Origin of the sequence: Cellulosimicrobium sp. AB352, assembly GCF_049538415.1 — a bacterium.
Lineage (GTDB): Bacteria > Actinomycetota > Actinomycetes > Actinomycetales > Cellulomonadaceae > Cellulosimicrobium > Cellulosimicrobium funkei.
Genome location: NZ_JBMVFX010000007.1, coordinates 130,745 through 155,931, shown reverse-complemented (window position 1 = coordinate 155,931; position 25,187 = coordinate 130,745). Strand labels below are relative to the sequence as shown.

Genomic DNA, 25,187 nt, shown 5'->3' with positions numbered 1-25,187 from the left:
CTCCTCGCCCCTGCCCGGTCGCGGGCCGGGCGCGGTCAGGCGGAGGCGGGACCGAAGGCCGCGGCGAGGGGCGCCGTCGGACCGTCGCCGGCCGTGCTCGCGCCGCCCAGCGCGCCGACCTGGAGCACCATCCACGGGCTGAACGCCCACGGCGTGGCGGCGACCCCGCGCGCGACGTCCCGCGGGTCGGCCCAGGCGAGCTCCATCACCTCGTCGGGGTTCGCCTCGACCGGGCCCGCAGCCCGGGCGGCGTAGACGGGGCAGATCTCGTTCTCCACGACGCCCGACGCGTCGACGGCCCGGTAGCGGAAGCCGGGGACCGCGACCTCCAGGTCCGCGATCTCGAGCCCGAGCTCGTGCCGCGCGTGGCGGACGATCGACTCCTCGGTCGACTCCGTCCAGCGCGGGTGCCCGCAGAACGAGTTGGTCCACACGCCGGGCCACGTGCGCTTCGCGAGGGCCCGCCGCGTGAGGAGCAGGCGGCCCGCGTCGTCGAGCACGTAGCAGGAGAAGGCGAGGTGCAGGGGCGTCTCGGTCGTGTGGACCGCGGCGCGCTCGAAGGTGCCGGTCCGGCGGCCCTGGTCGTCGACGGTGACGACGTGGTCGGCGGCGACGGGGACGTGCGAGGTCATGCGGCCACTCTCGCACACGCCGCTCGCGGACCGGCAACCCCCTCCCGCAGCGACGGTGAGCGGGGTCACTCCACCGGGTTCGCGGACGACCTTGCCGGACCCTCCGGGGCGTGAATTAAGGTGAGGGTAACCTCACTCGTGTTGACCCGCCGGGCCGAGCGCCCCCGAGCAGATCCGAGCACCATGACCTCGCCCGCGACCGCCGCCACGACGGCCGACGTCCCCGGCGGCACGGCACCGGCCGGGACCGACCCCGCCGACCGCCCGGCCGGGGTCGCCCGCACGAACGCGGGGCGCAGCGTCGGCCTCCTCGTCGCCCTCGCGGTCCTCGTGCTCGCGATCGTGCTGAGCCTCGTCGTCGGCTCGAAGCCGGTCCCGCTCGGCACGGTCTGGGACGCCCTCACCGGCTACGACGGCTCGGGCGACCACGTGATCATCCGGGACCTGCGCCTCCCGCGGACGGTCGTCGGGCTGCTCGTCGGCACCGCGCTCGGCGTCTCGGGCGCCCTCATCCAGGCCATGACGCGCAACCCCCTGGCCGACCCGGGCATCCTCGGGGTCAACGCGGGCGCCGCGTTCGCCGTCGTGCTGGCCGTCGCGTTCCTCGGGCTCACGGACATCGGGTCGTTCATCTGGTTCGCGTTCGCGGGCGCCGTCGTCGCGACCGTCGCGGTGTACGCCATCGGGTCGCAGGGCCGCGGGGGAGCGACGCCCGTGCGTCTGACCCTCGCGGGCGTCGCGCTGGGCGCGGTGCTCGGCGGCGTCTCGCAGGGCATCACCCTGCTCGACCCGGCGGCGTTCGACCGCATGCGCTTCTGGGGCGCCGGCTCGCTCGCGGGCCGCACGATGGAGATGGCGGGGACGATCGCGCCGTTCGTCGTGATCGGGCTCGTCATCGCGCTCGTCGTCGCGCGCCCCCTCAACACCGTCGCGCTCGGCGACGACCTCGCGAGCTCGCTCGGCGCGCACGTGGGGCGCACGCGCGTGCTCGTCGGCGTCGCGGTCATGCTCCTGTGCGGCGCGGCGACGGCCGCGGCCGGGCCCATCGCGTTCGTCGGCCTCATGGTGCCGCACGTCGCGCGGTGGACGGTCGGCCCGGACCAGCGCTGGATCCTCCCGTACTCGGCGGTGCTCGCGCCCGTCCTGCTGCTCGTGTCCGACGTCGTCGGCCGGGTCGTCGTCATGCCGGGCGAGCTCCAGGTCGGGATCGTCACGGCGTTCGTCGGTGCCCCGGTCCTCATCGCACTCGTGCGCCGCTCGAAGGCGAGCGGGCTGTGAGCGCCCCGGTGCAGGACAGTCTCTCGGCCGGGGCGCCCGGTCCGGACCGGCGCGTCGACTTCGGCCGCCCGACGCGCGTCGTGCGCGGCCGGGGCGTGAGCCTGCGGCTCGACCTGCGCACGCTCGCGGTGTGCGGGGCGCTCCTGCTCGTCGCGCTGGCCGTCGGCGTGGTCGCGCTCACCACCGGCGACTACCCGCTCACCGTGCCGCAGGTGCTCCAGGCGCTCGTCGGCGCGGCCGACGGCCCGGTGCACATGGTCGTCGTCGAGTGGCGCCTCCCGCGCGCGCTCATGGCGCTCGTGCTCGGCGCGGCGCTCGGCGTCAGCGGCGCCATCTTCCAGTCGCTCACGCGCAACCCGCTCGGCAGCCCCGACGTCATCGGCTTCAACACGGGCGCGTACACCGGGGCGCTCGTCGTCATCATGCTGCTCGGCGGCGGGTACGTCGGCGTGGCGGCGGGCGCGCTCGTCGGCGGGATCGTCACCGCGGGGGTGGTGTACGTCCTCGCCTACCGGCGCGGCGTGCAGGGGTTCCGCCTCATCATCGTCGGCATCGCGGTGTCGGCGATGCTCGCGTCCGCCAACCAGTGGCTCATCGTCAAGGCCGACCTCGAGACGGCGATGGCCGCCGCCGTGTGGGGCGCGGGGTCGCTCAACGGCATGACGTGGGCGCAGGCGGTCCCCGCGTGCGTGCTCGCCGCGCTCCTGGCCCTGCCGCTCGTGTGGCTCGCCCCGCGCATGGGCCTGCTCGAGCTCGGGGACGACGCCGCGGCCGCCCTGGGCCTGCGCAGCGAGCGGGTGCGGCTCGCGCTCGTCGTCCTCGGCGTCGCGCTCACCGCGCTCGTCACCGCGGCGGCCGGCCCGATCGCGTTCGTCGCGCTCGCCGCACCCCAGCTCGCGCGCCGCCTCACGGGCAGCGCGGGCGTGCGCATCCTGCCCGCCGCGTGCATGGGCGCGGTGCTCCTGGCCGCGAGCGACCTCGTCGCGCAGCGCGCGTTCGCCCCGACCCAGCTCCCCGTCGGCGTCGTCACCGTGAGCGTCGGCGGCGCCTACCTCGTCTGGCTCCTCGTCCGCGAGGCCCGCAAGTGACCCCGACCCCGCAGACCGGAAGGACCCCGGTGGCACCCACCCAGCTCGCGGACGCCCCGCACGACGCGGCCGCGCCCGGCACCGCCGACCGCCCCGCGGCCCCCACCGCCGACCGCCTGCACGCCGACGGCATCACCGTCGGCTACGACGACCGCGTCATCTCCTCGGGGCTCGACGTGACGATCCCCGACGGCTCGTTCACGGTGATCGTCGGGCCGAACGCGTGCGGGAAGTCGACGCTGCTGCGGGCGCTGTCGCGCCTGCTCAAGCCGTCGCAGGGCGAGGTCGTGCTCGACGGCCGCTCCATCTCGTCCATCCCCGCGAAGGAGGTCGCGCGCCGCCTCGGCCTCCTGCCGCAGTCGTCGATCGCGCCCGAGGGGATCACCGTCGCAGACCTCGTCGCGCGCGGGCGCTACCCCCACCAGAAGCTCCTGCGCCAGTGGTCGCGCGAGGACGAGGCGGCCGTGGTCGCCGCGCTCGCCGCGACCGGCACCACGGACCTGTCTGGCCGGCTCGTCGACGAGCTGTCCGGCGGCCAGCGCCAGCGTGTGTGGGTCGCGATGGTCCTCGCGCAGGAGACGCCCCTCCTCCTGCTCGACGAGCCGACGACGTTCCTCGACATCGCCCACCAGATCGAGCTGCTCGAGCTGTGCGCCGACCTCAACCGGGACCGCGGGCACACGCTCGTCGCCGTCCTGCACGACCTCAACCACGCGTGCCGCTACGCGACCCACCTCATCGCCATGAAGGACGGCGCGATCGTCGCCGAGGGCGCGCCGGGCGAGGTCGTCACGGCCGAGCTCGTCGAGGACGTGTTCGGCCTCCCGTGCCGCATCATCGCCGACCCCGTGACGGGCACCCCGCTCGTCGTGCCCGAGGGCCGGCCCCGCCGCGCCTGACGCGGCCCCGTTCTCCCGGTCGGACCACCCCGCCCGACCGGCCCCCCACCGTCCTGCGCTCGCCCGCACCGCCTCGTCGGAGGAGCACCGCATGACCCGCACGACCCGTCCCTCGTCCACCCTGCCCGGCGCGCCCCGTGCGCGGCGCCGGCCCGCGCGCGCGGTCGCGGCGGCCACGCTCGCGCTCGGTCTCACGGCCGTCGTCGCGGCGTGCTCCCCGGGCACCGACGCGGGCTCCGACGGCGCCGGGGACGACCAGCCGTCCGCGAGCGCCGACGGCTGGTCGTGGACGTCCTCGGGCCACGGCACGACGTACGAGCTCGACGAGGCGCCGGACCGCCTCGTCGTCGACGGCTACTCGGCCGCCGCGCTGTGGGACTACGGCGTGCGGCCCGACGGCGTGTTCGGGTACGGCTTCTCCGACACGGGCGCGCTTTCGATCGGCAACGCGCGGGTCGACGAGATGGAGGTCGTCGGCACCGACGCCGAGCTCAACCTGGAGAAGCTGCTCGCGCTCGACCCCGACCTCGTGATCGGGTTCGGCACGGAGGACGGCACGGCGTGGCGGTGGTGGGACGAGAAGATCACCGAGGAGGCGACCGCCGTCGCGCCGTTCGTCGGGATGAAGTTCTCCGGCCGGCCCGTCGTCGAGGTGATCGAGGACTACGCGTCGCTCGCGGAGGCGCTCGGCGGCGACGCGGACACCCCGGAGGTCGCGGAGGCGCGCGCCGCGTTCGACGAGCGCCTCGACACCCTGCGGGCGATCGCCGCGGAGAAGCCGCTGACGATCCTGCCGCTCAACGGGGCCGAGGAGCTGTGGGTCGGGCAGCGGACCCTGGGCCAGCTCGCGCTGCTGGAGGAGCTGGGCTTCACGATCGGCGGCCCGCAGGACCAGCAGGCCTGGGCGGAGCTCAGCTGGGAGCGCGTGCCGGACTACCCGGCGGACGTCGTGCTCAGCTACACCGGCTCCGACGAGGCCATGGCGGCGAACCCCGTGTACGCAGGCCTGCCCGCGGTCCAGGCGGGGCAGGTCGTGGGCTGGGACGACAAGCGCCCGTTCACGTGGGCGAGCTACGTCGAGTGGTTCGACGAGCTCATCGCGGTGCTCGACGGCGCGGAGGTCGTCTCCGGGCCGCCCGCGTCCTGACCGTCCCACCAGTCGAGGACGACGGTCGCGTGGTACGTGAGCCAGCGTGACGGTTCGCCCGCGGGCGCGTCGACTTCGAACCACACGCGGCCCGGATGGCGCCGGCCCTGGAGCCAGGTGCCGTCCGGGCGCCGCGCGCGGCGGACGTGCTCGACCGCGTCCGCCGCGCGCGGGTCCGGCGGCGTGCCGTCGAGCAGCGACGCGGCGCGCAGGTAGACCAGCGCGTTGAGCACGCTGTAGTACCAGCGGAACGGGTAGGCGAGGCGGAACGCCCAGTCCCCGACGGGCTCGCCGGTGCCGAGCCGGCGGAACAGGCCGCGGCGGAGCAGGTACTCCTCGCCGGCGCGGCGCGCGGCGCGCAGCTCGTCCGTGGCCCCGGCGTGCTCCTGGTAGGCGAGGAGGCCCTTCAGCGCGTTGAGCGTCGAGTGGTACGACGACACGGTCGCGCCCTCGACCCACGCGCAGTTCCACCCGCCGTCGGGCAGCCGACCGTCGAGGACGGTGCGGAGCAGCGCCGTCACGTCGACGCCGAGCCACGCGCCCGCGGCGAGCGTGTACCCGTTGATGCACCAGTCAACCTCGCCACCCCAGTAGGGCAGGTCGTCGTACTCCCAGCGGCAGTGCTCGGCGAGCAGCTCGGGCGTGCGGCGCGCGCGGAGCACCTCAGGGTCGAGACCCCACTCGCGCAGCGCGACGAGCGACCAGGTGGTCGCGGTCCAGGGCTGGCCCTCCTCGGGCCTGCCCTCGGCGTCCGGCGGGGCCGCGCCGTCCCCGCCGACGTCCGCGGGGAAGTACGCACCGCCCGCCCACTGCCCGTCCGGGTCCTGGTGGCCGAGCAGCCGGGCGCCGAAGCCCTCCGTCGCGACGCGCGCCCGCGTCGCCCGCCACACGGAGGGCGGGGCGTGCACGACGTCGCGCTCCACCTGCCAGCGCAGCGCCGGGTCGGCGTCGAGGAGCCAGCCGACGACGTCGTCGTCGACCGGCCCGCCGGACGGTCGGTCGGCCATCCCGTCACGCTACCCCCGGGGACGGCCGACCGCCGTCGGTCAGACGAAGCCGAACACGGGCGGGAACACGAGGGCGACGACCGCCGCCCACGCCGCGTAGACGGGGAGGAAGCGCGTCTGCCACGCGACGAGGTCGGCGAACGGCCGACGCCCGCGGAGGAACGCCGTCGCGAGCACGGCCGACCACGCGAGGTGGACGAGCAGCAGGAGGTTGAGCCCGAGCGCCGCCGCCTTGTTGGGGCTGACGCCGAACTCGGCGATGCGCGTGAGCATCGCGGTGAGCGCGACGGCGTCGACGGCGAGCGCCGCGCCGACGAGGACCACCAGGAGCCCGTCGAAGAACGACCCGGGCGCGAGCGGGTCGCGGGCCGAGACGGAGTAGAGGAGCAGGCACAGGACGAGCACGAGGATCGCGTCCATGAGGATGAGCAGCTCACGGTCCACGGCCGCGAGGTTCCCCGCGGTCGCGAGGACGACGAACGCGGCGAGGAGCATGACGAGCGTCAACGGCGTGAACACGCGCGTGAGCACGGGCGCGATGTTCTCGACGACGTTCTGCTTGGCCTCGACGAGCCACGCGGCCACGATGAGCGCCGCCGGCACGCACAGGGTGAGGATCCAGGTGTCGAGGTAGGGCTCGAGGTCGACGCCGGCGAGCGAGAAGACCCCGATCGTCAGGCCGAGCAGCACCCCGCCGCCGAGCGCGATGAGCGTGTAGTACACGGCGAGCTCGCCCGTGAACCGCACGAAGTCCATGCGACGCGCGTCCGAGCGCCACCGCCCGCCCACGTAGGCGAGCCCGACGACGGACCACAGCGTCACCGGGGCGGCGAGCGCCGCGAGGACGAACGTCGCGTCCGTGGGCGCGAACGGGTACACGTTGAGCACGACGCCCAGCACGACGAACGGCACGACGAGCGCGCCGACGACACGCAGCGTCACCTGGCGCTTCCACGCGAGGTAGGCCGTGAGGAACGGCAGCACGAGGAGCCCGACGTTGAGGCCGACCGTCTCCCAGGGCAGGAGCACGGTCGCGACCTTGACCGTGACGCCCACCGCGACGGCGAGCCCGAGCACGACCGCGAGCTCGCGCCACGAGCGGGTGCGGCCGGGCTGCTGGCCCACGAGGACGAGCTGCTTCCACAGGCGCTCGGAGTGCTCCTGCGCGAACTCGCGCGACAGGTCGTCGAGCGTGCCCATGCGCTTCACGGCGACGAGGAACGCCTCGTCGTCGTCGAGGCCCGTCGCGCGCAGGTCCTCGACCCGCTCGCGCAGGTGGTCCTCCATCTCGTCGACGTCCGCCGCGGAGATCGCCTCCCGGCGCCGGACGTACCCGCGCCACTGGTCGATCTGCGCCTCGAGCGCGGCGTGCGGGCCGGGGCTCGCGGCGCCGGCCGGCGCGGTCGCGGCGCCCATCAGGCCCACCCCTCCGCGACGCGCGGCGGGCTCTGCAGCCCGTGCTGGGCAGAGCGCCACACCTGCTGGAGCGCGTGCGCGACGACGTCCCACTGCGCCTGGCGCTCGACGAGCGCCTCGCGCCCCGCGGCCGTGATCGCGTAGTGCTTGCGGCGCCGGCCGACGTCGGACGTGCCCCACGAAGCCTCGACGAGCCCCAGGCGCTCCAGCCGGTGCAGCAGCGGGTAGAGCATGCCGTCGGTCCACTGCATCCGGCCGCCCGAGAGCTCGTCCACGCGCTTGAGGATCGCGTAGCCGTAGGACTCGCCGTCGGCGAGGATCCCGAGCACGAGCGGGGTGGCCGAGGCGGCCACGAGGTCCTTGTCGATACGCATAACGCTCCTATGCCTAGTTGTTCTAGGGGTTACGACCCTAGCAGATCTAGGGTTGGCCTCGGCAGCCTCGCCCGGCGCTACGGTGACGCGATGGACGCCGCGACCCACGCCCGCCTCGTGCGAGGCCACCTCGACGCCGCGACGCCGGAGGCCGTGCGCCGCCTGCGCGCCGTCGTCGACGCGCTCCCGGACCGCGCGGAGGAGATCGTCGTCACCGTCTTCCCTGACCAGGACGGGGAGGGCACGTTCGACGTCGTCGTGTCGCTCGACGGCCCCGACGCCGCCGTGCTCGACCGCGCGATCGCGCCGCACCGCACGCTGTTCGAGGTCGTGCACGGCGAGGACGGCCCCGTCCCGGACGTGCCGCTCGTCGCACCCGGCCGCGAGCCGCACGACGCGCGCGACGTCGTCGTCGACACCGCCGCCGACTGGGTCGTGGAGGTGTGGGACGCCGCGGCGCGCGGCAGGTCGCGCGTGCCGGGCGTGGTGGACGGGCACGACGGCCACGGCACCTCCGTGCCGCGCGCTGGCGCCGTGAGCGCGGGAGCTGGGCCGGACGACGCCGCCGGAGGCGGCACCCGGGAGGAAGCACGGGCCCGGGAATGCGAAAGTCCCGGTCAGGGACGACCTGACCGGGACCTCGTCACGTGCGCGAGGGGGGAGTTGAACCCCCACGCCCTTTCGGGCACACGGACCTGAACCGTGCGCGTCTGCCTATTCCGCCACTCGCGCGTGCCGCAGAAGACTAGCACGGCGCGGGCGACCGACCGGCACCGCACCGTCCTGCGTGACGCCCGCCACCCGGACGCACCGCGGCGCGGCCCCGTCGCCGACCACGACCTTCGTCGCCCTCGAGCACGTCGTCGCTCCCGGGAAGAGCGGCGAGACGACGCCAACCTCGTGCTCGGCGGGGGAGCGGACGCCCGACGTTCACACGCTCCGCCACGAAAGCGCCACATCCGTCCGGTAATCGTCCGACGAAACGGGCCTGCTGGTCCGACGCGATCGATACGATCTAGGTAGTCTGCCCGGACGCGGGTGCGCGGGGGGCCACCGGGGAAGGGCGCCGGCAGAGCAGACGAGATCCGCGCGGCGTGGGCCGCGGCACGAGCGAGCACGAGGGAGGAGGTGGCATGGGAGTCCTGGACCGCTTCGAGAAGGGCGTCGAGCGCGTCGTGAACAACGCGTTCGCGAAGGTCGGGCGCAGCGAGGTCAAGCCCGTCGAGCTCGCGAGCGCGCTGCGGCGCGAGGTCGACGACCGCGCCGCCGTCGTCGACCGCGAGCGCACGGTCGTGCCCAACGAGTTCACCATCGAGCTGTCGGTGGACGACTTCGGCCAGGTCGAGGGGTGGGGCGCGGAGACGCTCGCCGACGAGCTGGCCTCGAACGTCACCCAGTACGCCGCGTCGCAGCACTACGCGTTCGTCGGCCCCGTGAGCGTGAGCTTCGAGCAGAACGACACGCTCGACGTCGGCCGCTTCCAGCTGCGCTCGGCGAGCGTGCGCGGCAACGTCGCCCCCGCCACGACGGCGTCCCCGAGCACGCGCCACCCGCTCGTCGACATCGACGGGCAGCGCTACCTGCTCACCGGCCCGGTCACCGTGATCGGCCGCGGCTCGGAGGCCGACATCGTCGTCGACGACCCGGGCGTCTCGCGGCGCCACCTGGAGATCCGCGTGACCCCGGAGGGCGTGATCGCGACGGACCTCGGCTCCACGAACGGGCTGTTCGTCGAGGGCCACCAGGTGCCGGCCGCGACGCTGCTCGACGGGAACTCCCTGACGATCGGCCGGACCCGCATCATGTTCTGGACCGGCGCGTCCGACAACGAGGAGTGGTGATCCGGCCCGCATGACCGATCTCACGTTCACCCTGCTCCGGCTGGGCTACCTGGTGCTGCTCTGGGTGTTCGTGCTCTCCGCGATCGGGGTGCTGCGTCGGGACCTGTACGGCACGAAGATCACGCCGCGCCGCGGCAAGAAGGGCGCCCCCGCCCCGGCCGCCCGCCCGACGTCGGGCCCCACCCCCGCCGCCCCGGAGCCGTCGCGACCCGCCGCGCCCGCGGGCCCGTCGCGGCTCGTCGTCACCGCCGGCCCGCTGACCGGCACGACGATCCCGCTCACGACGTCGTCGATCCTCATCGGCCGCGCGCCGAGCTGCACGCTCGTCCTCGACGACGACTACTCGTCGTCGCGCCACGCCCGCATCTTCCCGCAGCACGGGTCCTGGTTCGTCGAGGACCTGGGCTCCACGAACGGCACCTACGTCGAGGACCAGCGGATCGCCCAGGTCACCCCCCTGGGCCTGGGGACGCGGGTGCGGATCGGTCAGTCCGTCGTCGAGCTGCAGAGGTAGCCCGCAGTGAACATCGCCCTGCGCTACGCCGCGCGCTCCGACGTCGGGCTCGTGCGCTCCAACAACCAGGACTCCGGCTACGCGGGCCCGCACCTGCTCGTCGTCGCGGACGGCATGGGCGGACACGCGGGGGGCGACGTCGCGTCGTCCATCGCGATCGCCGCGCTCGCCCCGCTCGACGGCGAGTCGCACGGCCCGGACGACGCGCTGGCCGAGCTCGAGCGCTCGATCGACCACGCCCGCCAGGACCTCGTGGACCGCAGCGTGACCGACCCGGAGCTGGTCGGCATGGGCACGACCGTCACCGCGATCCTGCGCGCGGGCAACAAGCTCGCCATGGCGCACCTCGGCGACTCGCGCGCCTACCTGCTGCGCGACGGCGAGCTGAACCAGGTCACGACGGACCACACGTTCGTGCAGCACCTCGTCGACACGGGGCGCATCTCGGCGGACGAGGCCGAGACCCACCCGCAGCGCAACGTCGTCATGCGCGTGCTGGGCGACTTCGACATCGACCTCACGCCGGACATGTCCGTCCGCGAGGCGAAGCCGGGCGACCGGTGGCTCCTGTGCTCGGACGGCCTCTCGGGCTTCGTCAGCCAGGAGACCATCGCGCAGACGCTCGCCGACACGGACGACGTCGACGCGTGCGCCGACCACCTGCTCCAGCTCGCGCTGCGCGCCGGCAGCACGGACAACGTCACGGTCGTCGTCGCGGACGTCGTCGACGTCGACGCCCTGCCCGACGGCGGGGCCCCCGGCACGGGCGCGCAGGTCGTCGGGTCGGCGGCGATCGACCGCGACGCCCCGACGTCGGCCGCGGACGGCCCGGCGGCCCGCGCGGCCGCGCTCATGGCGAGCACGAAGACGACCGCCCCGGCCGAGGACCCGGACGCCGACGCGGCGGACGAGGACGGCACGGAGGGTCGCACCATCGCCGAGGGCTCTGGCGACGACGAGGACGACGTGCGCCCGGGTCGCGCGCCCCGGCGCTGGGTCACCGTGGTCGCGATCCTGCTCGTGGTCGCGGGCCTCGGCGTCGCCGGCTGGGCGGGCTACCGCTGGACGCAGTCGCAGTACTACGTGGGCGTCGCCGACGGCCAGGTCGCGGTGTTCCGCGGCATCCCCGAGAACGCGGGCCCGGTCACGCTGTCGACCCCGATCGAGCTCACGGGGACGCGCGTCGACGACCTGCCGGGCTACGTCGTCGACCGCCTGGAGACCACGATCCCCGCGCAGTCGCTCGAGGACGCCCGCGCCCGCGCCGAGCGGCTGGTCGCCGAGGCCACGGAGGACACCACCGAGACCCCCGCGACCGACGGCTCGACCGAACCGCCCGCGGACGGGACCGTCGACGGCGCGACGACGGGGACGCCGGAGGCCGACGCGCCGGACGTGACCCCGGCGCCCGCCGACGGCGCCGGCTCGGGGGCCTGATGGCCACGGTGGAGACCACCGAGGTGCGCCCCGGCCGGGGCGCGGAGCTCGGTCTGCTCGTCCTCGCGCTCGCGCTGGGCATCGGGGCGTACGCGCTCGTGGGTCTGCAGCTCACGGGCGAGCTCCCGGGCCGCTTCTACGTGTACAGCATCGGCACGGTGGTGCTCGCGGGCGCCGCGCACGTGCTGCTGCGGTTCAAGGCGCCGTACGCGGACCCGGTGATCCTGCCGATCGCCGTCGCGCTCAACGGCATCGGCCTCGCCATGATCTTCCGCCTCGACCTGGGCTCGCAGGTCACGGGCGGCGAGCAGGACCTCGCGCCCCGCCAGCTCCAGTGGACGGCGCTCGGCATCCTCTGCGCGTTCGCCCTCGTCTGGTTCCTGCGCGACCACCGGACCCTGCGCCGCTACACCTACACCGCGATGATCGCGGGCATCGTGCTCGTCGCGCTGCCGCTCGTCCCGGGCCTGGGCACCCGCATCAACGGCGCCCAGATCTGGATCAACCTGTTCGGCTTCTCGCTCCAGCCGGCCGAGTTCGCCAAGGTCGCGTTCGCGATCTTCTTCGCGGGGTACCTCGTGACGAACCGCGACACGCTCGCGCTCGCCGGCCCCCGCGTGCTCGGCCTCCAGCTCCCGCGCCTGCGCGACCTCGGGCCGATCATCATCGTCTGGCTCGTCTCGCTCGCGATCCTCGTGTTCGAGCGCGACCTCGGGACCTCGCTCCTGTTCTTCGGCCTGTTCGTCGCGATGCTCTACATCGCGACCGAGCGCGTGAGCTGGGTCGTCATCGGTCTGCTCCTCATCGCGGTCGGCGCAGTGCTCGCGGCGTCGACGTTCGGGCACGTGCAGGCGCGCGTCGACGTGTGGCTGCACCCGTTCGACCCGGAGATCTTCGGCCGCAAGGTCGGCGGGTCCGGCCAGCTCGTGGGCGGCCTGTTCTCGCTCGGCAACGGCGGCCTCTTCGGCACGGGCTGGGGCGCCGGTTACCCCCGCACGGTCCCGTACGCGTTCTCCGACTTCATCTACGCGTCGCTCGGCGAGGAGCTCGGCCTCACGGGCCTCATCGGCATCCTGCTCGCGTACCTCGTCCTCGTGGAGCGCGGCCTGCGCACCGCGATCGGCGTGCGCGACGGGTTCGGCAAGCTGCTCGCGGGCGGTCTCGCGTTCGTCATGGCGTGGCAGCTCTTCGTCGTGGTCGGCGGGATCACGCGGATCATCCCGCTCACCGGCCTGACCATGCCGTTCGTCGCCCAGGGCGGGTCGTCGCTCCTCGCGAACTGGCTCGTCGTCGGGCTGCTCCTGCGCATCTCGGACGACGCGCGGCGCCCCTCCTCCCTGCCCGTGCGCGGGCAGGTCGCGCCCGGCGGGGCGCGCAGCCGCACCGACTCCGACCCGGTCGCGGTCGTGGGCGGCGGCGCGGCCGTGGGCGCCCTGCCCGACGACGCACCCACCACGGTCGGCGCGCCCACCGTCCCCGGTCCCGCCACGGGCCCCACGCGCGCGACGACGGGCGTCCAGCCCGCGGTCGGCCGCACCGGGGAGGTCCCCGACCACCCCGACGACCTGCGCACGGAGGTCGTCCGCCGACCGGACGCCGCCACCGAGACCGACCGTGACCCCTGGGGAGGAGCCCGGTGAACGTCCCCCTGCGTCGCGTCGCGACCGTCGTCCTCGTGATGTTCCTCGCGCTCATGGTGTCGACGACGTACATCCAGTTCGTCCAGGCCGACTCGCTCAACAACGACTCGCGCAACGCCCGCACGATCTACCGCGAGTACAACAAGTTCCGCGGCCCGATCGTCGTCGCGGGCGACGCCATCGCGTCCTCGACGCCGGTGGACGATGCGTTCGGCTTCCAGCGCCAGTACTCCAACGGCCCGCTCTACGCGCCCGTCTCCGGCTTTCTGTCGCTCACCAACGGGCGCACGGAGATCGAGGACAAGGAGAACGACTACCTCAACGGCGAGGCGAGCTCGCTGTGGCTCGACCGCCTGAGCGCGCTCTTCACGGGGCAGCAGCCGCAGGGCGCGTCCGTCGAGCTGACGATCGACCCGGCGGCGCAGCAGGCCGCGTGGGACGCGCTGGGTGACCAGCGCGGCGCCGTCGTCGCGATCGAGCCGAAGACGGGCCGCGTCCTCGCGCTCGTGTCGAAGCCGAGCTACGACCCGAACGAGCTCGCGACGCACGACACCGCCCTCGCACGCCAGCGCTACCAGGAGCTGCTCAACGCCGAGGGCAACCCGATGTCGAACCGGGCCATCCGCGGCAACACGTACCCGCCGGGGTCGACGTTCAAGATCGTCACGTCCGCCGCGGCGCTCGAGAGCGGGCAGTACACGCCCGAGACCGTGATCCCGGCCCCGGACGAGCTGCCGTACCCCCAGTCGACGCAGACGATGAAGAACTTCGGCGGCACGCGCTGCTCGCCCACGGGCGAGATGACCCTCGCAGACGCGCTGCGCATCTCGTGCAACACCGCGTTCGGCGACCTGGCCATGACCCTCGGCGAGGACGCGATGCGCGACCAGGCCGAGGACTTCGGCTTCGACTCCTCGCTCGAGATCCCCATGGACGTCACGCCGAGCCGCTTCCCCGCCGAGGGCACGCCGGGCGCCGACGCCGCCGGGATCGCGCGCGCCGGCATCGGCCAGGGCGAGGTCAAGGTCACGCCGCTCCAGATGGCGATGGTCGCCGCCGCGATCGCGAACGACGGCGTGCAGATGGCCCCGTACACCGTCGAGACGATCCGCAACCCCGACCTCGACGTCGTCCGGCAGTCGGAGCCGCGGCGTCTGCGCACCTCGGTCTCGCCGTCGACGGCCGAGCAGCTCACCCAGATGATGGTGGGCGTCGTGCAGAACGGCTCCGGGAAGTCCGCGCAGATCCCGGGCGTGCAGGTCGCGGGCAAGACGGGCACCGCCGAGACGGGCGGCGAAGCCGCGCCGCACGCGTGGTTCACGAGCTTCGCCCCGGCCGACGACCCGCAGGTCGCGGTCGCGGTCATCGTCGAGAACGGCGGCTCGATGGGCAACGAGGCGACGGGCGGCGCGATCGCCGCGCCGATCGCCCGCGCCGTCATGGAGGCGGTGTTGAACGGATGAAGCCGGTCCGAGGGCTGACGCTCGGCAACCGCTACCGCCTCGTGCGGCGCATCGCCGTCGGCGGCATGGGCGAGGTGTGGGTCGCGGCCGACGACGCGCTCGGCCGCGAGGTCGCGGTCAAGGTCCTGCGGAGCGAGTACGCGGGCAACGAGGACTTCCTCAACCGGCTGCGCACCGAGGCCCGCAACAGCGCGGCGCTCTCGCACCCCAACATCGCGCAGATGTACGACTACGGCGAGACGAACGGCTCCGGGTACCTCGTCATGGAGCTCGTCGTGGGCGAGCCCATGGCGGACCTGCTGGAGCGCGAGCCGGTGCTCCCGCCCGCGCGGCTCCTGCCGATCCTCGCGCAGACCGCCCGGGCGCTGCACGCCGCCCACCTGTCCGGCGTCGTGCACCGGGACGTCAAGCCGGGGAACATCCTTATCGACCGCTCCGGCACCGTGAAGATCACCGACTTCGGGGTCTCGCTCGCGGCCAACCAGGTCCCGATGACCGCGACGGGCATGGTCATGGGCACGGCCCAGTACCTCTCGCCCGAGCAGGCCGTCGGCCAGGCCGCCACCGGCGCCTCGGACATCTACGCGCTCGGCATCGTCGCGTACGAGTCCATCGCGGGGAACCGCCCGTTCACGGGATCGACGCCCGTGGACATCGCGGTCGCGCACGTCAACGAGCCGGTGCCGCCGCTGCCCACGTCGGTCGACCCGGAGCTCGGCGAGCTCGTCATGGTCATGCTCGCCAAGGACCCGCTGGCGCGGCCCCACCCGGCCGACGCGCTCGCGCGCGTCTTCGAGGGCATCGCCGCGCGCCTCGCGAGCGACCCCTGGTCCGCCCGCACGGGGGCGCCCGCCCCCACGCGCCGCGCGCGCCGGGCCCGCACCACCGCCGACGACGTCCCCGCGCCCGAGCCGGACCCGGCACCCGTCATCACGCCGCTCGTCATCCCGGCCGCGGTGCGCGACCCGCACGCGCCCGACCCGGCGAACCCGTGGGTCGCCCCCGAGCCGCGTCGCGCCGCGCACGCCGCGCAGGCGGACGCGCCGCCGTCGGCCGCGACGCCCCCCGGTCCGCCCGACGACGACGCCACCCGCGTCCGCCCGCTCGGCCGGCACGGCGGGACGGTCCCGGAGACCGCCGAGCCCGTCGGGGCGCCGCCCGCACCGGACGGCGCCGCCCCCGGCCCCGCCCTCCCGTGGGAGCGCCCCGTCCCCGCGGCCCCGGCGGACGACCCGGCCGCCCCGCGCGCGTACCCGCCGCGCCGCGAGATGCACGGCCCGACGCGCTCCTCACGACGGCCGCAGCCCACCCGCGCGGGCACGCGCCCGGCCGGCGCGGCCGGGGGCTCGACGCGCGCCGAGCCCGTCGCCCCGGCGACCCGCGCCGAGGCCCGCCGTCAGTCGCAGTCGGCACCCGTGCCCTCGCGCTCCGCGGGGCGCCGCACGTCGACCACGACGGGCCGCCGCCTGGGAGGCCTGCCCAACGGCCTGACCTGGCCGCTCGTCGCCCTCCTGGGTCTCCTGCTCGTGCTGGTGATCGCGACGATCGCCACGCTCGGGGACCGGGACGGCGACGGCGGCGACGCCGCCCCCGTGCGGGGCGCGGAGACCTCCGTCGAGGTCGCCGTGCCCGACGCCGAGACGCTCCCCGGACGGGTGACATCGTGACGACATCGTGGTGTTCCCCGCGTGGCCGCAGGGTCGCGGGTGGGATGATTGCGCCAGCTGTGCCGTGGGCGGACGCGCCCACGGCTCCGACGACACCGAAGGACGAATGAGTGGTGGACAACGCTCCCCGAGTGCTTGCCGGGCGCTACCAGGTCGGTGAGCTCATCGGCCGTGGTGGCATGGCCGAGGTGCACATCGGGCACGACAACCGCCTCGGTCGTACCGTCGCGATCAAGATCCTGCGCTCCGACCTCGCGCGCGACCCGTCGTTCCTCGCGCGCTTCCGTCGCGAGGCGCAGGCAGCGGCCTCCCTGAACCACCCGGCCATCGTCGCGGTCTACGACACGGGCGAGGACGTGCACGAGGACGCCACCAGCAACGCGGTGCACGTCCCGTTCATCGTCATGGAGTACGTCGAGGGCCACACCGTGCGGGACATCCTGCGCGACGGTCAGGCCGTGCCCATCGACGAGGCGGTCGAGATCACGGCGGGCGTCCTCGCGGCGCTCGAGTACTCGCACCACGCCGGGATCGTCCACCGCGACATCAAGCCCGCCAACGTGATGATCACGCCGACGGGCGCGGTGAAGGTCATGGACTTCGGCATCGCCCGCGCGGTCGCCGACTCCGCGGCCACCATGACCCAGACGCAGGCCGTCATCGGCACCGCGCAGTACCTCTCCCCGGAGCAGGCGCGCGGCGAGACGGTCGACGCGCGCTCCGACCTGTACTCGACCGGCTGCCTGCTCTACGAGCTGCTCACGGGGCGCCCGCCGTTCATCGGCGACTCGCCCGTCGCAGTGGCCTACCAGCACGTGCGCGAGGCGCCCGCAACGCCGAGCGCGATCGCTCCCGACGTGCCCGAGGTGCTCGACCGCATCACGCTCAAGGCGCTCGCGAAGGACCGCACGGCGCGCTACTCGAGCGCCGCCGAGTTCCGGGCCGACCTGGAGAACGCCGTGCGCGGCGGGTCGATCACGGCCCCGGCGCTCGGGGTCGCGGCCGCCGCCGCCGGCCTCGGTGCCGCCGCCGCGGCCGCCGACCTCCAGCCGACGATGGTCGAGTCCGCGACGCAGGTCATGGCACCGGCCGCCGCGGCGGCGAACCCCTGGGCGACCAGCGCGGCGCCCGCCGTCCCGCCGGGGGAGCAGCCGCCCGGCGAGGACGACGAGCAGCCCAAGAGCCGCAAGGGCCTCATGTGGACGCTCATCGCGGTCGGCGTGCTCGCCATCGCGGCGATCGTGACGATGCTGCTCATCAACCAGAACAAGGACGTCGAGCCGGAGCTCGTCACCGTGCCGACGGTCCAGGCGGGCATGACCCAGGAGGAGGCCGCCGCACTCTTCGACGGCCTGGACCTCGAGTTCAACCCGCTCCTCGAGGAGAACTCCGACGTCCCGGAGGGCGAGTTCATCCGCCAGAGCCCCGCCGGTGACGCCCAGGTCGACCCGGGCACCTCGGTCGACGTCTGGTTCTCGACCGGTCCCGACGCCGTCACCATCCAGGACCTCAAGGGCAAGACGCAGGAGGAGGCCCGGCAGTACCTCTCCGACGCCGGGCTCAACGTCGGCGACGTCAACACGGAGGACTCGCCGGACGTCCCGAAGGGCGCGGTGACGAAGACCGACCCCGGCGCCGGCCAGTCCGTGCCGGCGGGCTCGACGGTCAACCTGTTCGTGTCGAGCGGCCTCGTCGCCCTCCCGGACGTCACGGGCCAGCAGTTCGACGCCGCGAAGTCGACCGTCGAGGCGCTCGGCCTGAAGGTCGACCGCAGCGAGGAGGAGTCCGACGAGCCGGAGAACCAGGTCCTCTCGCAGCAGCCCAACGCGGGCAGCGTCCCGCAGGGGTCGACCGTGACCCTCAAGGTCGCCATCCCGCGCGCGGCGGAGACGACGACGGTGCCGACGAACCTCGCCGGCATGACCGAGCAGCAGGCCCTCGAGGCGCTGGGCGGTGCCGGGCTCGTCCCCGGGGCACGGCAGACCCAGGAGTCCGAGCAGTGGCCGGCGGGCACGGTCATCGGCTCCGACCCGCGGGGCGGGACCGAGCTCGAGGTCGGCTCAGAGGTGCGCCTCATCGTCTCGACCGGTCCCGGACCGTCGAACGGCGGCGGCGACAACGGCGGCGGGAACAACGGCGGCGGCAACGGGAACGGCGGGGGCAACGGCGGGGACGGCGAGGGCTGACCCACCGCCCCCGGGCCGTCCACGACGACGGGCCCTCACCTCCACGGAGGTGAGGGCCCGTCGTCGTGCGGGGCGTCCGAGGGCGGCAGACCGGGGCCGGTGCCGCGCGGTGCTCGCTACTGGCGCACGAGCGGGGCCATGCCCGCGGAGCGCTCGACGGCGCCCTCCAGGCCGCACGCCTCGAGCCAGTTCGCGAGCAGGCGGTGGCCACCCTCGGTGAGCACGGACTCCGGGTGGAACTGGACCCCGTGCAGCGGCAGGTCCTTGTGCTGGAGGCCCATGATGACGCCCCCGGCGGTCGTCGCCGTCACCTCGAGCTCCGCGGGCACGGTGTCGCTCACGACGGCGAGCGAGTGGTACCGCGTCGCGGTGAACGGGTGGGGGAGGCCCGCGAGCACGCCCTCGCCCTCGTGCTCCACGAGGCTCGTCTTGCCGTGCATGAGCTCGGGCGCGTGCGTGACCGTCGCGCCGTATACCTCGGCGAGGGCCTGGTGGCCCAGGCACACGCCGAGCATCGGCGTGCGCGACGCGGCGCACGTGCGGATCACGTGCTCGCTCTGCCCGGCCTCCTTCGGCGTGCCGGGCCCGGGGGAGACGAGGACGCCGTCGAACACGGTGCCGTCCGCGTCGCGGAAGCGACCGTCGGCGTCGGGCTCCGGCACCGCGTCGTTGCGCACGACGACGGTCTGCGCGCCCAGCTGGTCGAGGTAGCCGACGATCGTGTAGACGAACGAGTCGTAGTTGTCCACGACGAGGATGCGGGTCGGGTGGGTCATCGCGGGGCCTCCACGGACACTGCGCCGGCGGCGTCGGTCTGGATGTTGGGGTCGTTGAACGGCATGTACTCGGACACGAGCGGGAACAGCCACTCGAAGCACGCGAGCACGACGGCGGCCGCGAGGACGAGCAGGATCAGCACCCGCAGCCACGCCGGGCCGGGCAGCACGCGCCACAGCGCCCCGTACATCACGAGCCTCCTTCGGCGGCGGGAGCGGTCTGGCCGACGAGCTCCGGCGGCGTGCCGTCCTCGACGGGCATCCAGTAGTCGAACTTCGCGTTGACGATGTACCGCGCGACGAGCGAGTTGAGGCCGATCGGGTGGCACGTCGTCAGCGTGAGGTACCGCTCGGCGGGCTCGACGCCGGGCTGCCACGGGACGGGCGCGATCGCCTCGACCTGGTCGGGCTTCACGGCCTGCATGTGGTCGACGCGGTAGACGTACCACGTGCCGTCGGCCTCGACGACGATCGGGTCGCCGATCTCGAGCTCCTCGACGTCGTGGAAGATCTTGCCGTACGTCTGCCGGTGCCCGGCGAGGGAGAAGTTCCCGACGGCGCCCGGCATGACGGTCTCGGGGTAGTGCCCGGCCATCGCCTGGTCGAGGATCGACCGCTTGTCGGTGCCCTCCGCGATCGGCATCATCTTGCCGTCCCAGCGCGGCACGTAGAGCGTGCCCCACACCTCGCCGAGCGCGGGCGCGGCGGGGACGGGCGGGTCGTCGCGCAGGATCGTCGTGCCGACGTCCGCGGCGTCCGGCGTCGGCGCCTGGATCTCCTCGAGGACCTGCGCCTGGACGCGGTCCGCCTGGACGTCCGTCCACCACAGCTGCCAGACGACGTACAGGCCGAGCAGGATCCCCAGCGTGATGAGCAGCTCGCCGAGCACCCCCACGACGGCGGACACCGGACCGCGACCCGAGCCGCGGTGCCCCGCGTGGCGGACCGGTGCGGGGGTCGTCGCGGTCACGACGCCACCGCGTCGGACGGGCGCGCGTAGCGGAGCTCGAGCGCCCCCTGGTAGCCCGGCATCTCGATGTCGCTCTCGTCCTCGACCGACCAGCCGAGGTTCACCGCGTCGACGTACTCCTTGTACACCTGGACGCCCGGCGAGCGGTCGAGCGCGTCGCGCAGGGCCTCGGGGTCACCCACGGCCTCCACGACGTAGGGCGGGGAGTACACGCGGCCGTGCAGCAGCAGGATGTTGCCCGCGCAGCGGAACGCCGACGTCGCCGTGACGCGCTGCCCCTGGAGCGTCATCGCCTCGGCACCGCCCGCCCACAGCGCGTTGACGACGGACTGGATGTCCTGCTGGTGCACGACGAGGTCGTCGGGACGGATCCCCGCCGGGTAGCTGCCCTCCGGGGGCGCGTCGTCGAGCGTCACGGAGACGCCGGCGCCCTCGACGGGCGTCGTCCCCGCGGCGACGGCGGTGCGCGCCGCGAGGTCGGGGTCGACGCCGGTGGGCGCGTCCCCGGTCTGCGACAGGTCCGCGACCTCCGCCGTCAGGGCGTCGACCTGCGTCGCGAGGTCGGCCACGCGGTCGGACTCGCGGTCGACGAGCTGCGCGAGGTTCTCCGGGTGCCGGGACTCGTCGCCGCGCGCGAGGCGCGCGTTCGCCGTGAACATGACCCCGGCGAGCGCGAGGACGAGCGCGACCGTCACGGCGGACCGGACGCGACGCGCGCGCGGCGTGCCGCCCGGGGCGGACGACGGCCCCTCGGCGGGGTCGTCCGGGCCCGTGGCGCCAGGGTCCGTGGTGCTCACGCGACCGTCTCCTTCCTGGGGGCGGACGAGGTCGTCGACCGGTTCGGCGTCGTGCGTCGGCGTGGTGCGTCGGCGTCGTGGACTGCGTGGTGCTGAGGTCGTGCGCGGCACACCTCGCGGCACGTCCTCCGCGCGCGGTGTCCGTGCCTATTGTGTGCGCCCACTACGCTAGTCGACGAACGTCGTCCACGATCGTGACGGACCTGTGCTCCGGCAGAGCCTCGCGGCGCGTCGACGACCTTCGCCCGACCCATGCACGGTTCCTGCACGACGACGGCAGGCGTCCGCTCCCGCGGTGCGTCCCGGCGCCGGCGCAGCGAGCCCCACCAGGACAGGAGCCCACCCTCGTGCCCGAGTCGAAGTCGCGCAAGAAGCCCAAGCCGCAGCGTCCGCCGAGCGTGCCGAAGCCCGAGACGGGCAACCCGCGCTGGCTCGTGCCCACGATGCTCGGGCTCATGCTCGTCGGGCTCGCGTGGATCGTGCTGTTCTACCTCAGCGGTCCGAAGCAGCTCCCCGTCCCGCCGCTCGGTGCATGGAACCTCGGGGTCGGCTTCGCCTTCATCATCGCGGGCTTCGCGCTCACGACGCGCTGGAAGTAGCCGCGCACCGGGCGGGGCCTGGGCCCCGTCCGGTGCCGTCGGGCCTCACACCGGTGTAGTTCCACACCTGTGAGTAATCCTGGGGATAACTCCTGTGGCCGCCTCGTCAGGTGAGATGGCCGAACTGGTCCGCCGCCGCGTAGGTGAGCCAGGAGGCGGCGACCAGCGCCACCACGACGACGACCGTCGCCCCCACGGACACGAGGGTGCGACGCTCGCGCGGCGCGTAGGCGTAGGCGGCGCCGAGCGCGAGCCCCACGACTAGACCGCCCAGGTGCGCCTGCCACGCGATGCCGGGGAAGAACAGCCCGATCGCGAAGTTGATGCCGATGAGCACGACGATCTGCATCGCGTTCCGGCCCGTCCGGCGCAGGACGAGCAGGATCGCCCCGAAGAGGCCGAACACCGCGCCCGAGGCGCCGACGACAGGCTGGTACCAGGCCCCCGACGTCGGGCCCCCCGCGAGGAGCAGGTAGCCGACGGAGCCGCCGAGCGCGGAGAGCAGGTAGAGCGCCGTGAAGCGCAGCCGGCCGAGCTGCTGCTCGAGGAACGGGCCCGTGATCCACAGGGCGTACATGTTGAAGAGGATGTGGACGGGGCTCGTCGAGTGCAGGAACGCCGCCGTGAGGAAGCGGTAGGGCTGAAGCTCGCCGACCCAGGGCGCGAACGCGAGCATGTTCGTCCACGTGCCGCCCGTGACGAGCTGGAGGAGCCAGCTCACGACGCACAGGCCGATGATCGTGAACGTCACGACGGGCGGCCCGCCGCGCACCTTCCCACCCAGCGCGGTGCGCTGCGTCGGCGCCTGGCGGGCGGCGTCGCGCACGCAGTCGACGCACTGGATGCCGACCGCGGCCGGTCGCTGGCACTCGGGGCACGCCGGGCGCCCGCACCGCTGGCAGCGCACGTACGACACGCGGTCGGGGTGCCGCGGGCACACCGGCGGGACGGCGGGACCGTCGTGCGGTCCGGCCGTCCCGTACGCCGGCGGGCCGGGTGGCCCGGGAGGTGTCGCCGAGATGGTCAGTCCTCGATGGTGACGGACGTGATGACGATGTCCTCCTGCGGGCGGTCGCCCGGACGCGTGGGCGTCGCGTTGATCGCGTCGACGACGGCGCGGGACTCGTCGTCCGCGACCTCGCCGAAGATCGTGTGCTTGCCGTTGAGCCACGGCGTGGGGACCGTCGAGATGAAGAACTGCGACCCGTTGGTGCCCTCGGCCTCGCCCGTCACCGGGTTGCGGCGCACGCCCGCGTTCGCCATCGCCAGCAGGTACGGGCGGTCGAACTGGAGCTCGGGGTGGATCTCGTCGTTGAACGTGTAGCCGGGGCCGCCGGTGCCGGTCCCGAGCGGGCAGCCGCCCTGGATCATGAAGTCCTGGATCACGCGGTGGAAGATCAGGCCGTCGTAGAAGGGCTCGGTGCGCTCGGCGCCGGTGCGGGGGTCGGACCACGTCGTGGTGCCCTGGGCGAGCCCGACGAAGTTCGCCACCGTCTTCGGGGCGTGGTTCGGCAGGAGCTCGATCCGGATGTCACCTGCGGTCGTGTGGAGGGTTGCGAACATGGGCACCATCTTCCCACGAGACCCGCGCCCGACCCGTCCGGGGCGATGTCTCGCGGCGTGGCCGGGGTGGTGGCAGAGTGGGCGGAAACGCATCGCATCCGCACATTCGTCCCGTCGGACGACGACCCCGGGGAGCACGCATGACCCGTACTCGCTCAGCGAGCGACTCCGTCAAGGACACGCTCGAGTCGATCGACACCGAGAAGCTGAAGGAACAGGCCGCGCAGGCCGCCGCGACCGCGCAGAGCGCCGCGACCCAGCTCGCGGACCAGGCCAAGGACGCCGCGGTGCACGCCAAGGAGTGGGGCACGCCCAAGGTGGAGGCGTTCCTCGAGTGGCTCCAGCCGCGCGTCGAGAAGGCGTGGCAGGACAGCATCCAGGCCGCCGCGCCGCGCGTCGAGAAGGCCGCGACCAAGGCCGCGCCCGCCATCGACACGGCGCACGACCGCCTCGTGGAGGACGTGCTGCCGAAGATCGTCGCGAGCTTCAACGCCGCCGCCGCCAGCGCGGCCGACTCCGCCCAGCGTGCCGCGGACAACGCGGCCGAGGCGACCGCCGCCGCCACGGCCGCGGCAGCCGCCGCGTCGGGCAAGGAGGCGCGCAAGCTCGCGAAGCAGGCCAAGAAGGCGACGGCGGAGGCCGCGAAGCAGGCGCAGAAGTCCGCGGGCAAGGCCGGCAAGAAGGCCGCCAAGCACGCCGACAAGACCGCGGAGAAGGCGGCCGCCAAGCTCGCCGCGGCCGCGGACAAGGCGGCGGCCAAGGCCGCCGCGGCCGACTCCTCGAAGGGCAAGGGCCGCACGCTCTGGTGGATCGCCGGTGGCGTGACCGCCGCGGGCGTCGGCTACGTGCTCTACCGCCGCGCGCAGCCCACGACCGACCCCTGGGCCGAGCCGTGGGAGCAGGAGCAGCAGCAGGTCCACTTCGACGACGTCGTCGGCGACGCCAAGCACGCCGTCGGGGACGCCGCCGAGTCGATCGGCGAGGCTGCGGGCGCCGCCGTCGCGAAGGGCCGCGAGGCCACCGACAAGCTGGCCGAGCGCGCTGCCGAGGTCCGCGACGACGTCACCGACCGCGTCACCGAGGCCGTCTCGGACGCGAAGGACGCGGCGAAGAAGGCGACGAGCCGGGCCCGCAGCACCACCCGTGGCGGCGCTGCCGGCGCGAAGGACGCGGTGAAGGACACGGCGGAGGACGTCAAGGACGCCGCGGCGGACGCCAAGGACGACCTGGGCGACGCCGGCAAGAAGGCGCGCGAGGCCGCCGAGTCCGCGGCCGAGGACGCCGCGAAGAAGGCCGACGACGCCTGACGCTCCACCCGCCGTCCTCGGACGGTGACCGACGACCGAGGGGCCCGTCCCAGCAGGGACGGGCCCCTCGTCGTCCCCAGGGGGCGGAGACCTCACGAGCACGCGGGCACGGCGGCGGCACGCGGCGGCGGCACGCAGCCTCGGCGGCGGGCACGCCGACGCCGAGGCCGGACGCACGAAGACCCCGTCCGCAGCCGGACGGGGTCTTCGTGGTCGTGACGATGGTGGAGCCAGGGGGACTCGAACCCCCAACCCCCTGCTTGCAAAGCAGGTGCGCTACCAATTGCGCCATGGCCCCGGGTGACGCGGCCGGGGCCGGTCAGCGGCGAGAGGTGCTCACTCGAAGGTGTCGGTGACCTCTGCCCAGAGGTCGCGCTCGGCGTTGTCCTCCGTGTACTTGCGCCACACGAGGTACCCGGCGCCGGCGGCGAGGAGCAGGAGCAGGAGCTTCTTCATGGTGTTCCCCCTCGAGTGGGTTGGCAGTGGGCCTAAGAGGACTTGAACCTCTGACCTCTTCCTTATCAGGGAAGCGCTCTAACCGTCTGAGCTATAGGCCCGCACGCGCCTCGCCGGACAGCCCCAGGAG

The 25,187-nt window shown here is 74.1% G+C and carries 24 protein-coding genes, 3 tRNA genes and 1 pseudogene; 14 read left to right on the top strand and 14 right to left on the bottom strand.

Going from position 1 to position 25,187, the window contains the following annotated elements; genetic code table 11:
• Positions 1-35 precede the first annotated feature (35 nt).
• Positions 36-632 (bottom strand): isopentenyl-diphosphate Delta-isomerase, encoded by a 597-nt coding sequence (gene idi / locus ACPCUX_RS07340; RefSeq protein WP_086150146.1) that lies wholly within the window; start codon positions 630-632, stop codon positions 36-38.
• A 183-nt stretch (positions 633-815) separates the two neighbouring features.
• On the opposite strand from idi, the gene ACPCUX_RS07335 reads away from it, so the two are divergent.
• The 4 genes from ACPCUX_RS07335 to ACPCUX_RS07320 all read left to right on the top strand — a co-directional run bounded on the left by ACPCUX_RS07335 (position 816) and on the right by ACPCUX_RS07320 (position 5,044).
• Positions 816-1,910, top strand: coding sequence for an iron chelate uptake ABC transporter family permease subunit (locus tag ACPCUX_RS07335; protein WP_144722895.1), 1,095 nt, complete (start codon positions 816-818; stop codon positions 1,908-1,910).
• Positions 1,907-2,998, top strand: coding sequence for an iron-enterobactin ABC transporter permease (fepG, locus tag ACPCUX_RS07330; protein WP_423388454.1), 1,092 nt, complete (start codon positions 1,907-1,909; stop codon positions 2,996-2,998). The genes ACPCUX_RS07335 and fepG overlap by 4 nt, the downstream gene beginning before the upstream one ends.
• A gap of 116 nt (positions 2,999-3,114) precedes the next feature.
• Positions 3,115-3,897: an ABC transporter ATP-binding protein gene (locus tag ACPCUX_RS07325; protein WP_031315990.1), complete on the top strand. Its 783-nt coding sequence runs from the start codon at positions 3,115-3,117 to the stop codon at positions 3,895-3,897.
• Between the two features lie 91 nt (positions 3,898-3,988).
• A complete protein-coding gene (locus ACPCUX_RS07320) occupies positions 3,989-5,044 on the top strand; it encodes an ABC transporter substrate-binding protein (protein WP_144722897.1) in 1,056 nt (351 codons plus the stop codon).
• On the opposite strand, the gene ACPCUX_RS07315 is transcribed toward ACPCUX_RS07320, so the two are convergent.
• Genes ACPCUX_RS07315 through ACPCUX_RS07305 form a run of 3 tightly spaced genes read right to left on the bottom strand, consistent with a single transcriptional unit; the run spans position 4,969 to position 7,841 of the window.
• Positions 4,969-6,051, bottom strand: coding sequence for a squalene cyclase (locus tag ACPCUX_RS07315; protein WP_144722898.1), 1,083 nt, complete (start codon positions 6,049-6,051; stop codon positions 4,969-4,971). The genes ACPCUX_RS07320 and ACPCUX_RS07315 overlap by 76 nt on opposite strands.
• Before the next feature lie 39 nt (positions 6,052-6,090).
• Positions 6,091-7,467, bottom strand: coding sequence for a permease prefix domain 1-containing protein (locus tag ACPCUX_RS07310; protein ID WP_086150261.1), 1,377 nt, complete (start codon positions 7,465-7,467; stop codon positions 6,091-6,093).
• The gene (locus ACPCUX_RS07305; RefSeq protein ID WP_423388453.1) at positions 7,467-7,841 is read right to left on the bottom strand and encodes a PadR family transcriptional regulator; all 375 of its coding nucleotides are present in this window, start codon (positions 7,839-7,841) and stop codon (positions 7,467-7,469) included. Before ACPCUX_RS07305 ends, ACPCUX_RS07310 begins: the two co-directional genes overlap by 1 nt.
• A 9-nt stretch (positions 7,842-7,850) precedes the next feature.
• On the opposite strand from ACPCUX_RS07305, the pseudogene ACPCUX_RS07300 reads away from it, so the two are divergent.
• Positions 7,851-8,348, top strand: a pseudogene (locus tag ACPCUX_RS07300) (DUF6389 family protein); the annotation flags it as partial.
• Between the two features lie 141 nt (positions 8,349-8,489).
• Here the strand turns inward: ACPCUX_RS07300 and ACPCUX_RS07295 are convergent.
• A tRNA-Leu gene (locus tag ACPCUX_RS07295) sits at positions 8,490-8,573 on the bottom strand.
• A 401-nt stretch (positions 8,574-8,974) separates the two neighbouring features.
• On the opposite strand from ACPCUX_RS07295, the gene ACPCUX_RS07290 reads away from it, so the two are divergent.
• From ACPCUX_RS07290 to pknB, 7 genes are all read left to right on the top strand, one after another.
• Complete coding sequence (locus ACPCUX_RS07290) at positions 8,975-9,682, top strand: FhaA domain-containing protein (RefSeq protein WP_021480387.1); 708 nt, start codon at positions 8,975-8,977, stop codon at positions 9,680-9,682.
• A 10-nt stretch (positions 9,683-9,692) separates the two neighbouring features.
• On the top strand, positions 9,693-10,196 hold the full coding sequence (locus tag ACPCUX_RS07285) for an FHA domain-containing protein FhaB/FipA (RefSeq protein ID WP_076404153.1): 504 nt from the start codon (positions 9,693-9,695) through the stop codon (positions 10,194-10,196).
• A 6-nt stretch (positions 10,197-10,202) separates the two neighbouring features.
• On the top strand, positions 10,203-11,633 hold the full coding sequence (locus ACPCUX_RS07280) for a Stp1/IreP family PP2C-type Ser/Thr phosphatase (RefSeq protein ID WP_085386956.1): 1,431 nt from the start codon (positions 10,203-10,205) through the stop codon (positions 11,631-11,633).
• The gene (locus tag ACPCUX_RS07275; protein WP_400112491.1) at positions 11,633-13,273 is read left to right on the top strand and encodes an FtsW/RodA/SpoVE family cell cycle protein; all 1,641 of its coding nucleotides are present in this window, start codon (positions 11,633-11,635) and stop codon (positions 13,271-13,273) included. The genes ACPCUX_RS07280 and ACPCUX_RS07275 overlap by 1 nt, the downstream gene beginning before the upstream one ends.
• Positions 13,270-14,736: a peptidoglycan D,D-transpeptidase FtsI family protein gene (locus tag ACPCUX_RS07270; protein WP_211932496.1), complete on the top strand. Its 1,467-nt coding sequence runs from the start codon at positions 13,270-13,272 to the stop codon at positions 14,734-14,736. The genes ACPCUX_RS07275 and ACPCUX_RS07270 overlap by 4 nt, the downstream gene beginning before the upstream one ends.
• Complete coding sequence (locus tag ACPCUX_RS07265) at positions 14,733-16,403, top strand: protein kinase domain-containing protein (protein WP_423388452.1); 1,671 nt, start codon at positions 14,733-14,735, stop codon at positions 16,401-16,403. Before ACPCUX_RS07270 ends, ACPCUX_RS07265 begins: the two co-directional genes overlap by 4 nt.
• Positions 16,404-16,513: 110 nt before the next feature.
• Positions 16,514-18,589, top strand: coding sequence for a Stk1 family PASTA domain-containing Ser/Thr kinase (gene pknB, locus ACPCUX_RS07260; RefSeq protein WP_396049789.1), 2,076 nt, complete (start codon positions 16,514-16,516; stop codon positions 18,587-18,589).
• Positions 18,590-18,705: 116 nt separating this feature from the next.
• On the opposite strand, the gene ACPCUX_RS07255 is transcribed toward pknB, so the two are convergent.
• The 4 genes from ACPCUX_RS07255 to ACPCUX_RS07240 are packed head-to-tail and all read right to left on the bottom strand — an operon-like array spanning position 18,706 to position 21,132.
• Positions 18,706-19,365, bottom strand: coding sequence for an aminodeoxychorismate/anthranilate synthase component II (locus tag ACPCUX_RS07255; RefSeq protein ID WP_085386961.1), 660 nt, complete (start codon positions 19,363-19,365; stop codon positions 18,706-18,708).
• Positions 19,362-19,556 carry a hypothetical protein gene (locus ACPCUX_RS07250; protein ID WP_021482317.1) on the bottom strand — a complete coding sequence of 65 codons (195 nt, stop codon included), beginning with the start codon at positions 19,554-19,556 and terminating at the stop codon, positions 19,362-19,364. The genes ACPCUX_RS07255 and ACPCUX_RS07250 overlap by 4 nt, the downstream gene beginning before the upstream one ends.
• Entirely contained in the window at positions 19,556-20,335 is a 780-nt protein-coding gene (locus ACPCUX_RS07245; protein WP_085386962.1) for a class E sortase, read from the bottom strand. The genes ACPCUX_RS07250 and ACPCUX_RS07245 overlap by 1 nt, the downstream gene beginning before the upstream one ends.
• Positions 20,332-21,132 carry a DUF881 domain-containing protein gene (locus ACPCUX_RS07240; protein ID WP_232322665.1) on the bottom strand — a complete coding sequence of 267 codons (801 nt, stop codon included), beginning with the start codon at positions 21,130-21,132 and terminating at the stop codon, positions 20,332-20,334. The genes ACPCUX_RS07245 and ACPCUX_RS07240 overlap by 4 nt, the downstream gene beginning before the upstream one ends.
• A gap of 347 nt (positions 21,133-21,479) precedes the next feature.
• Between ACPCUX_RS07240 and ACPCUX_RS07235 the strand changes: the two genes are divergently transcribed.
• A complete protein-coding gene (locus tag ACPCUX_RS07235) occupies positions 21,480-21,731 on the top strand; it encodes a cell division protein CrgA (RefSeq protein WP_021483485.1) in 252 nt (83 codons plus the stop codon).
• Positions 21,732-21,837: 106 nt separating this feature from the next.
• Here the strand turns inward: ACPCUX_RS07235 and ACPCUX_RS07230 are convergent, their stop codons facing one another.
• Positions 21,838-22,647: a rhomboid family intramembrane serine protease gene (locus ACPCUX_RS07230; protein ID WP_423388451.1), complete on the bottom strand. Its 810-nt coding sequence runs from the start codon at positions 22,645-22,647 to the stop codon at positions 21,838-21,840.
• Positions 22,648-22,754: 107 nt separating this feature from the next.
• Positions 22,755-23,294, bottom strand: coding sequence for a peptidylprolyl isomerase (locus tag ACPCUX_RS07225; RefSeq protein WP_021483785.1), 540 nt, complete (start codon positions 23,292-23,294; stop codon positions 22,755-22,757).
• 140 nt (positions 23,295-23,434) lie between these two features.
• On the opposite strand from ACPCUX_RS07225, the gene ACPCUX_RS07220 reads away from it, so the two are divergent.
• Positions 23,435-24,601 carry a hypothetical protein gene (locus ACPCUX_RS07220; RefSeq protein WP_423388450.1) on the top strand — a complete coding sequence of 389 codons (1,167 nt, stop codon included), beginning with the start codon at positions 23,435-23,437 and terminating at the stop codon, positions 24,599-24,601.
• 222 nt (positions 24,602-24,823) lie between these two features.
• Here the strand turns inward: ACPCUX_RS07220 and ACPCUX_RS07215 are convergent.
• The 3 genes from ACPCUX_RS07215 to ACPCUX_RS07205 form a co-directional block, all read right to left on the bottom strand.
• Positions 24,824-24,899 (bottom strand) — tRNA-Ala (locus ACPCUX_RS07215).
• Between the two features lie 38 nt (positions 24,900-24,937).
• The gene (locus tag ACPCUX_RS07210; RefSeq protein ID WP_021483216.1) at positions 24,938-25,057 is read right to left on the bottom strand and encodes a DLW-39 family protein; all 120 of its coding nucleotides are present in this window, start codon (positions 25,055-25,057) and stop codon (positions 24,938-24,940) included.
• A 27-nt stretch (positions 25,058-25,084) separates the two neighbouring features.
• A tRNA-Ile gene (locus ACPCUX_RS07205) sits at positions 25,085-25,158 on the bottom strand.
• Positions 25,159-25,187: the final 29 nt, after the last annotated feature.

What these genes read in the sequence shown, in the direction of transcription:
- idi (WP_086150146.1), bottom strand. Translation starts at nt 632, where the DNA reads ATGACCTCGCACGTCCCCGTCGCCGCCGACCACGTCGTCACCGTCGAC.
- ACPCUX_RS07335 (WP_144722895.1), top strand. Translation starts at nt 816, where the DNA reads ATGACCTCGCCCGCGACCGCCGCCACGACGGCCGACGTCCCCGGCGGC.
- ACPCUX_RS07320 (WP_144722897.1), top strand. Translation starts at nt 3,989, where the DNA reads ATGACCCGCACGACCCGTCCCTCGTCCACCCTGCCCGGCGCGCCCCGT.
- ACPCUX_RS07315 (WP_144722898.1), bottom strand. Translation starts at nt 6,051, where the DNA reads ATGGCCGACCGACCGTCCGGCGGGCCGGTCGACGACGACGTCGTCGGC.
- ACPCUX_RS07310 (WP_086150261.1), bottom strand. Translation starts at nt 7,467, where the DNA reads ATGGGCGCCGCGACCGCGCCGGCCGGCGCCGCGAGCCCCGGCCCGCAC.
- ACPCUX_RS07305 (WP_423388453.1), bottom strand. Translation starts at nt 7,841, where the DNA reads ATGCGTATCGACAAGGACCTCGTGGCCGCCTCGGCCACCCCGCTCGTG.
- ACPCUX_RS07290 (WP_021480387.1), top strand. Translation starts at nt 8,975, where the DNA reads ATGGGAGTCCTGGACCGCTTCGAGAAGGGCGTCGAGCGCGTCGTGAAC.
- ACPCUX_RS07285 (WP_076404153.1), top strand. Translation starts at nt 9,693, where the DNA reads ATGACCGATCTCACGTTCACCCTGCTCCGGCTGGGCTACCTGGTGCTG.
- ACPCUX_RS07275 (WP_400112491.1), top strand. Translation starts at nt 11,633, where the DNA reads ATGGCCACGGTGGAGACCACCGAGGTGCGCCCCGGCCGGGGCGCGGAG.
- ACPCUX_RS07265 (WP_423388452.1), top strand. Translation starts at nt 14,733, where the DNA reads ATGAAGCCGGTCCGAGGGCTGACGCTCGGCAACCGCTACCGCCTCGTG.
- ACPCUX_RS07255 (WP_085386961.1), bottom strand. Translation starts at nt 19,365, where the DNA reads ATGACCCACCCGACCCGCATCCTCGTCGTGGACAACTACGACTCGTTC.
- ACPCUX_RS07250 (WP_021482317.1), bottom strand. Translation starts at nt 19,556, where the DNA reads ATGTACGGGGCGCTGTGGCGCGTGCTGCCCGGCCCGGCGTGGCTGCGG.
- ACPCUX_RS07225 (WP_021483785.1), bottom strand. Translation starts at nt 23,294, where the DNA reads ATGTTCGCAACCCTCCACACGACCGCAGGTGACATCCGGATCGAGCTC.
- ACPCUX_RS07220 (WP_423388450.1), top strand. Translation starts at nt 23,435, where the DNA reads ATGACCCGTACTCGCTCAGCGAGCGACTCCGTCAAGGACACGCTCGAG.
- ACPCUX_RS07210 (WP_021483216.1), bottom strand. Translation starts at nt 25,057, where the DNA reads ATGAAGAAGCTCCTGCTCCTGCTCCTCGCCGCCGGCGCCGGGTACCTC.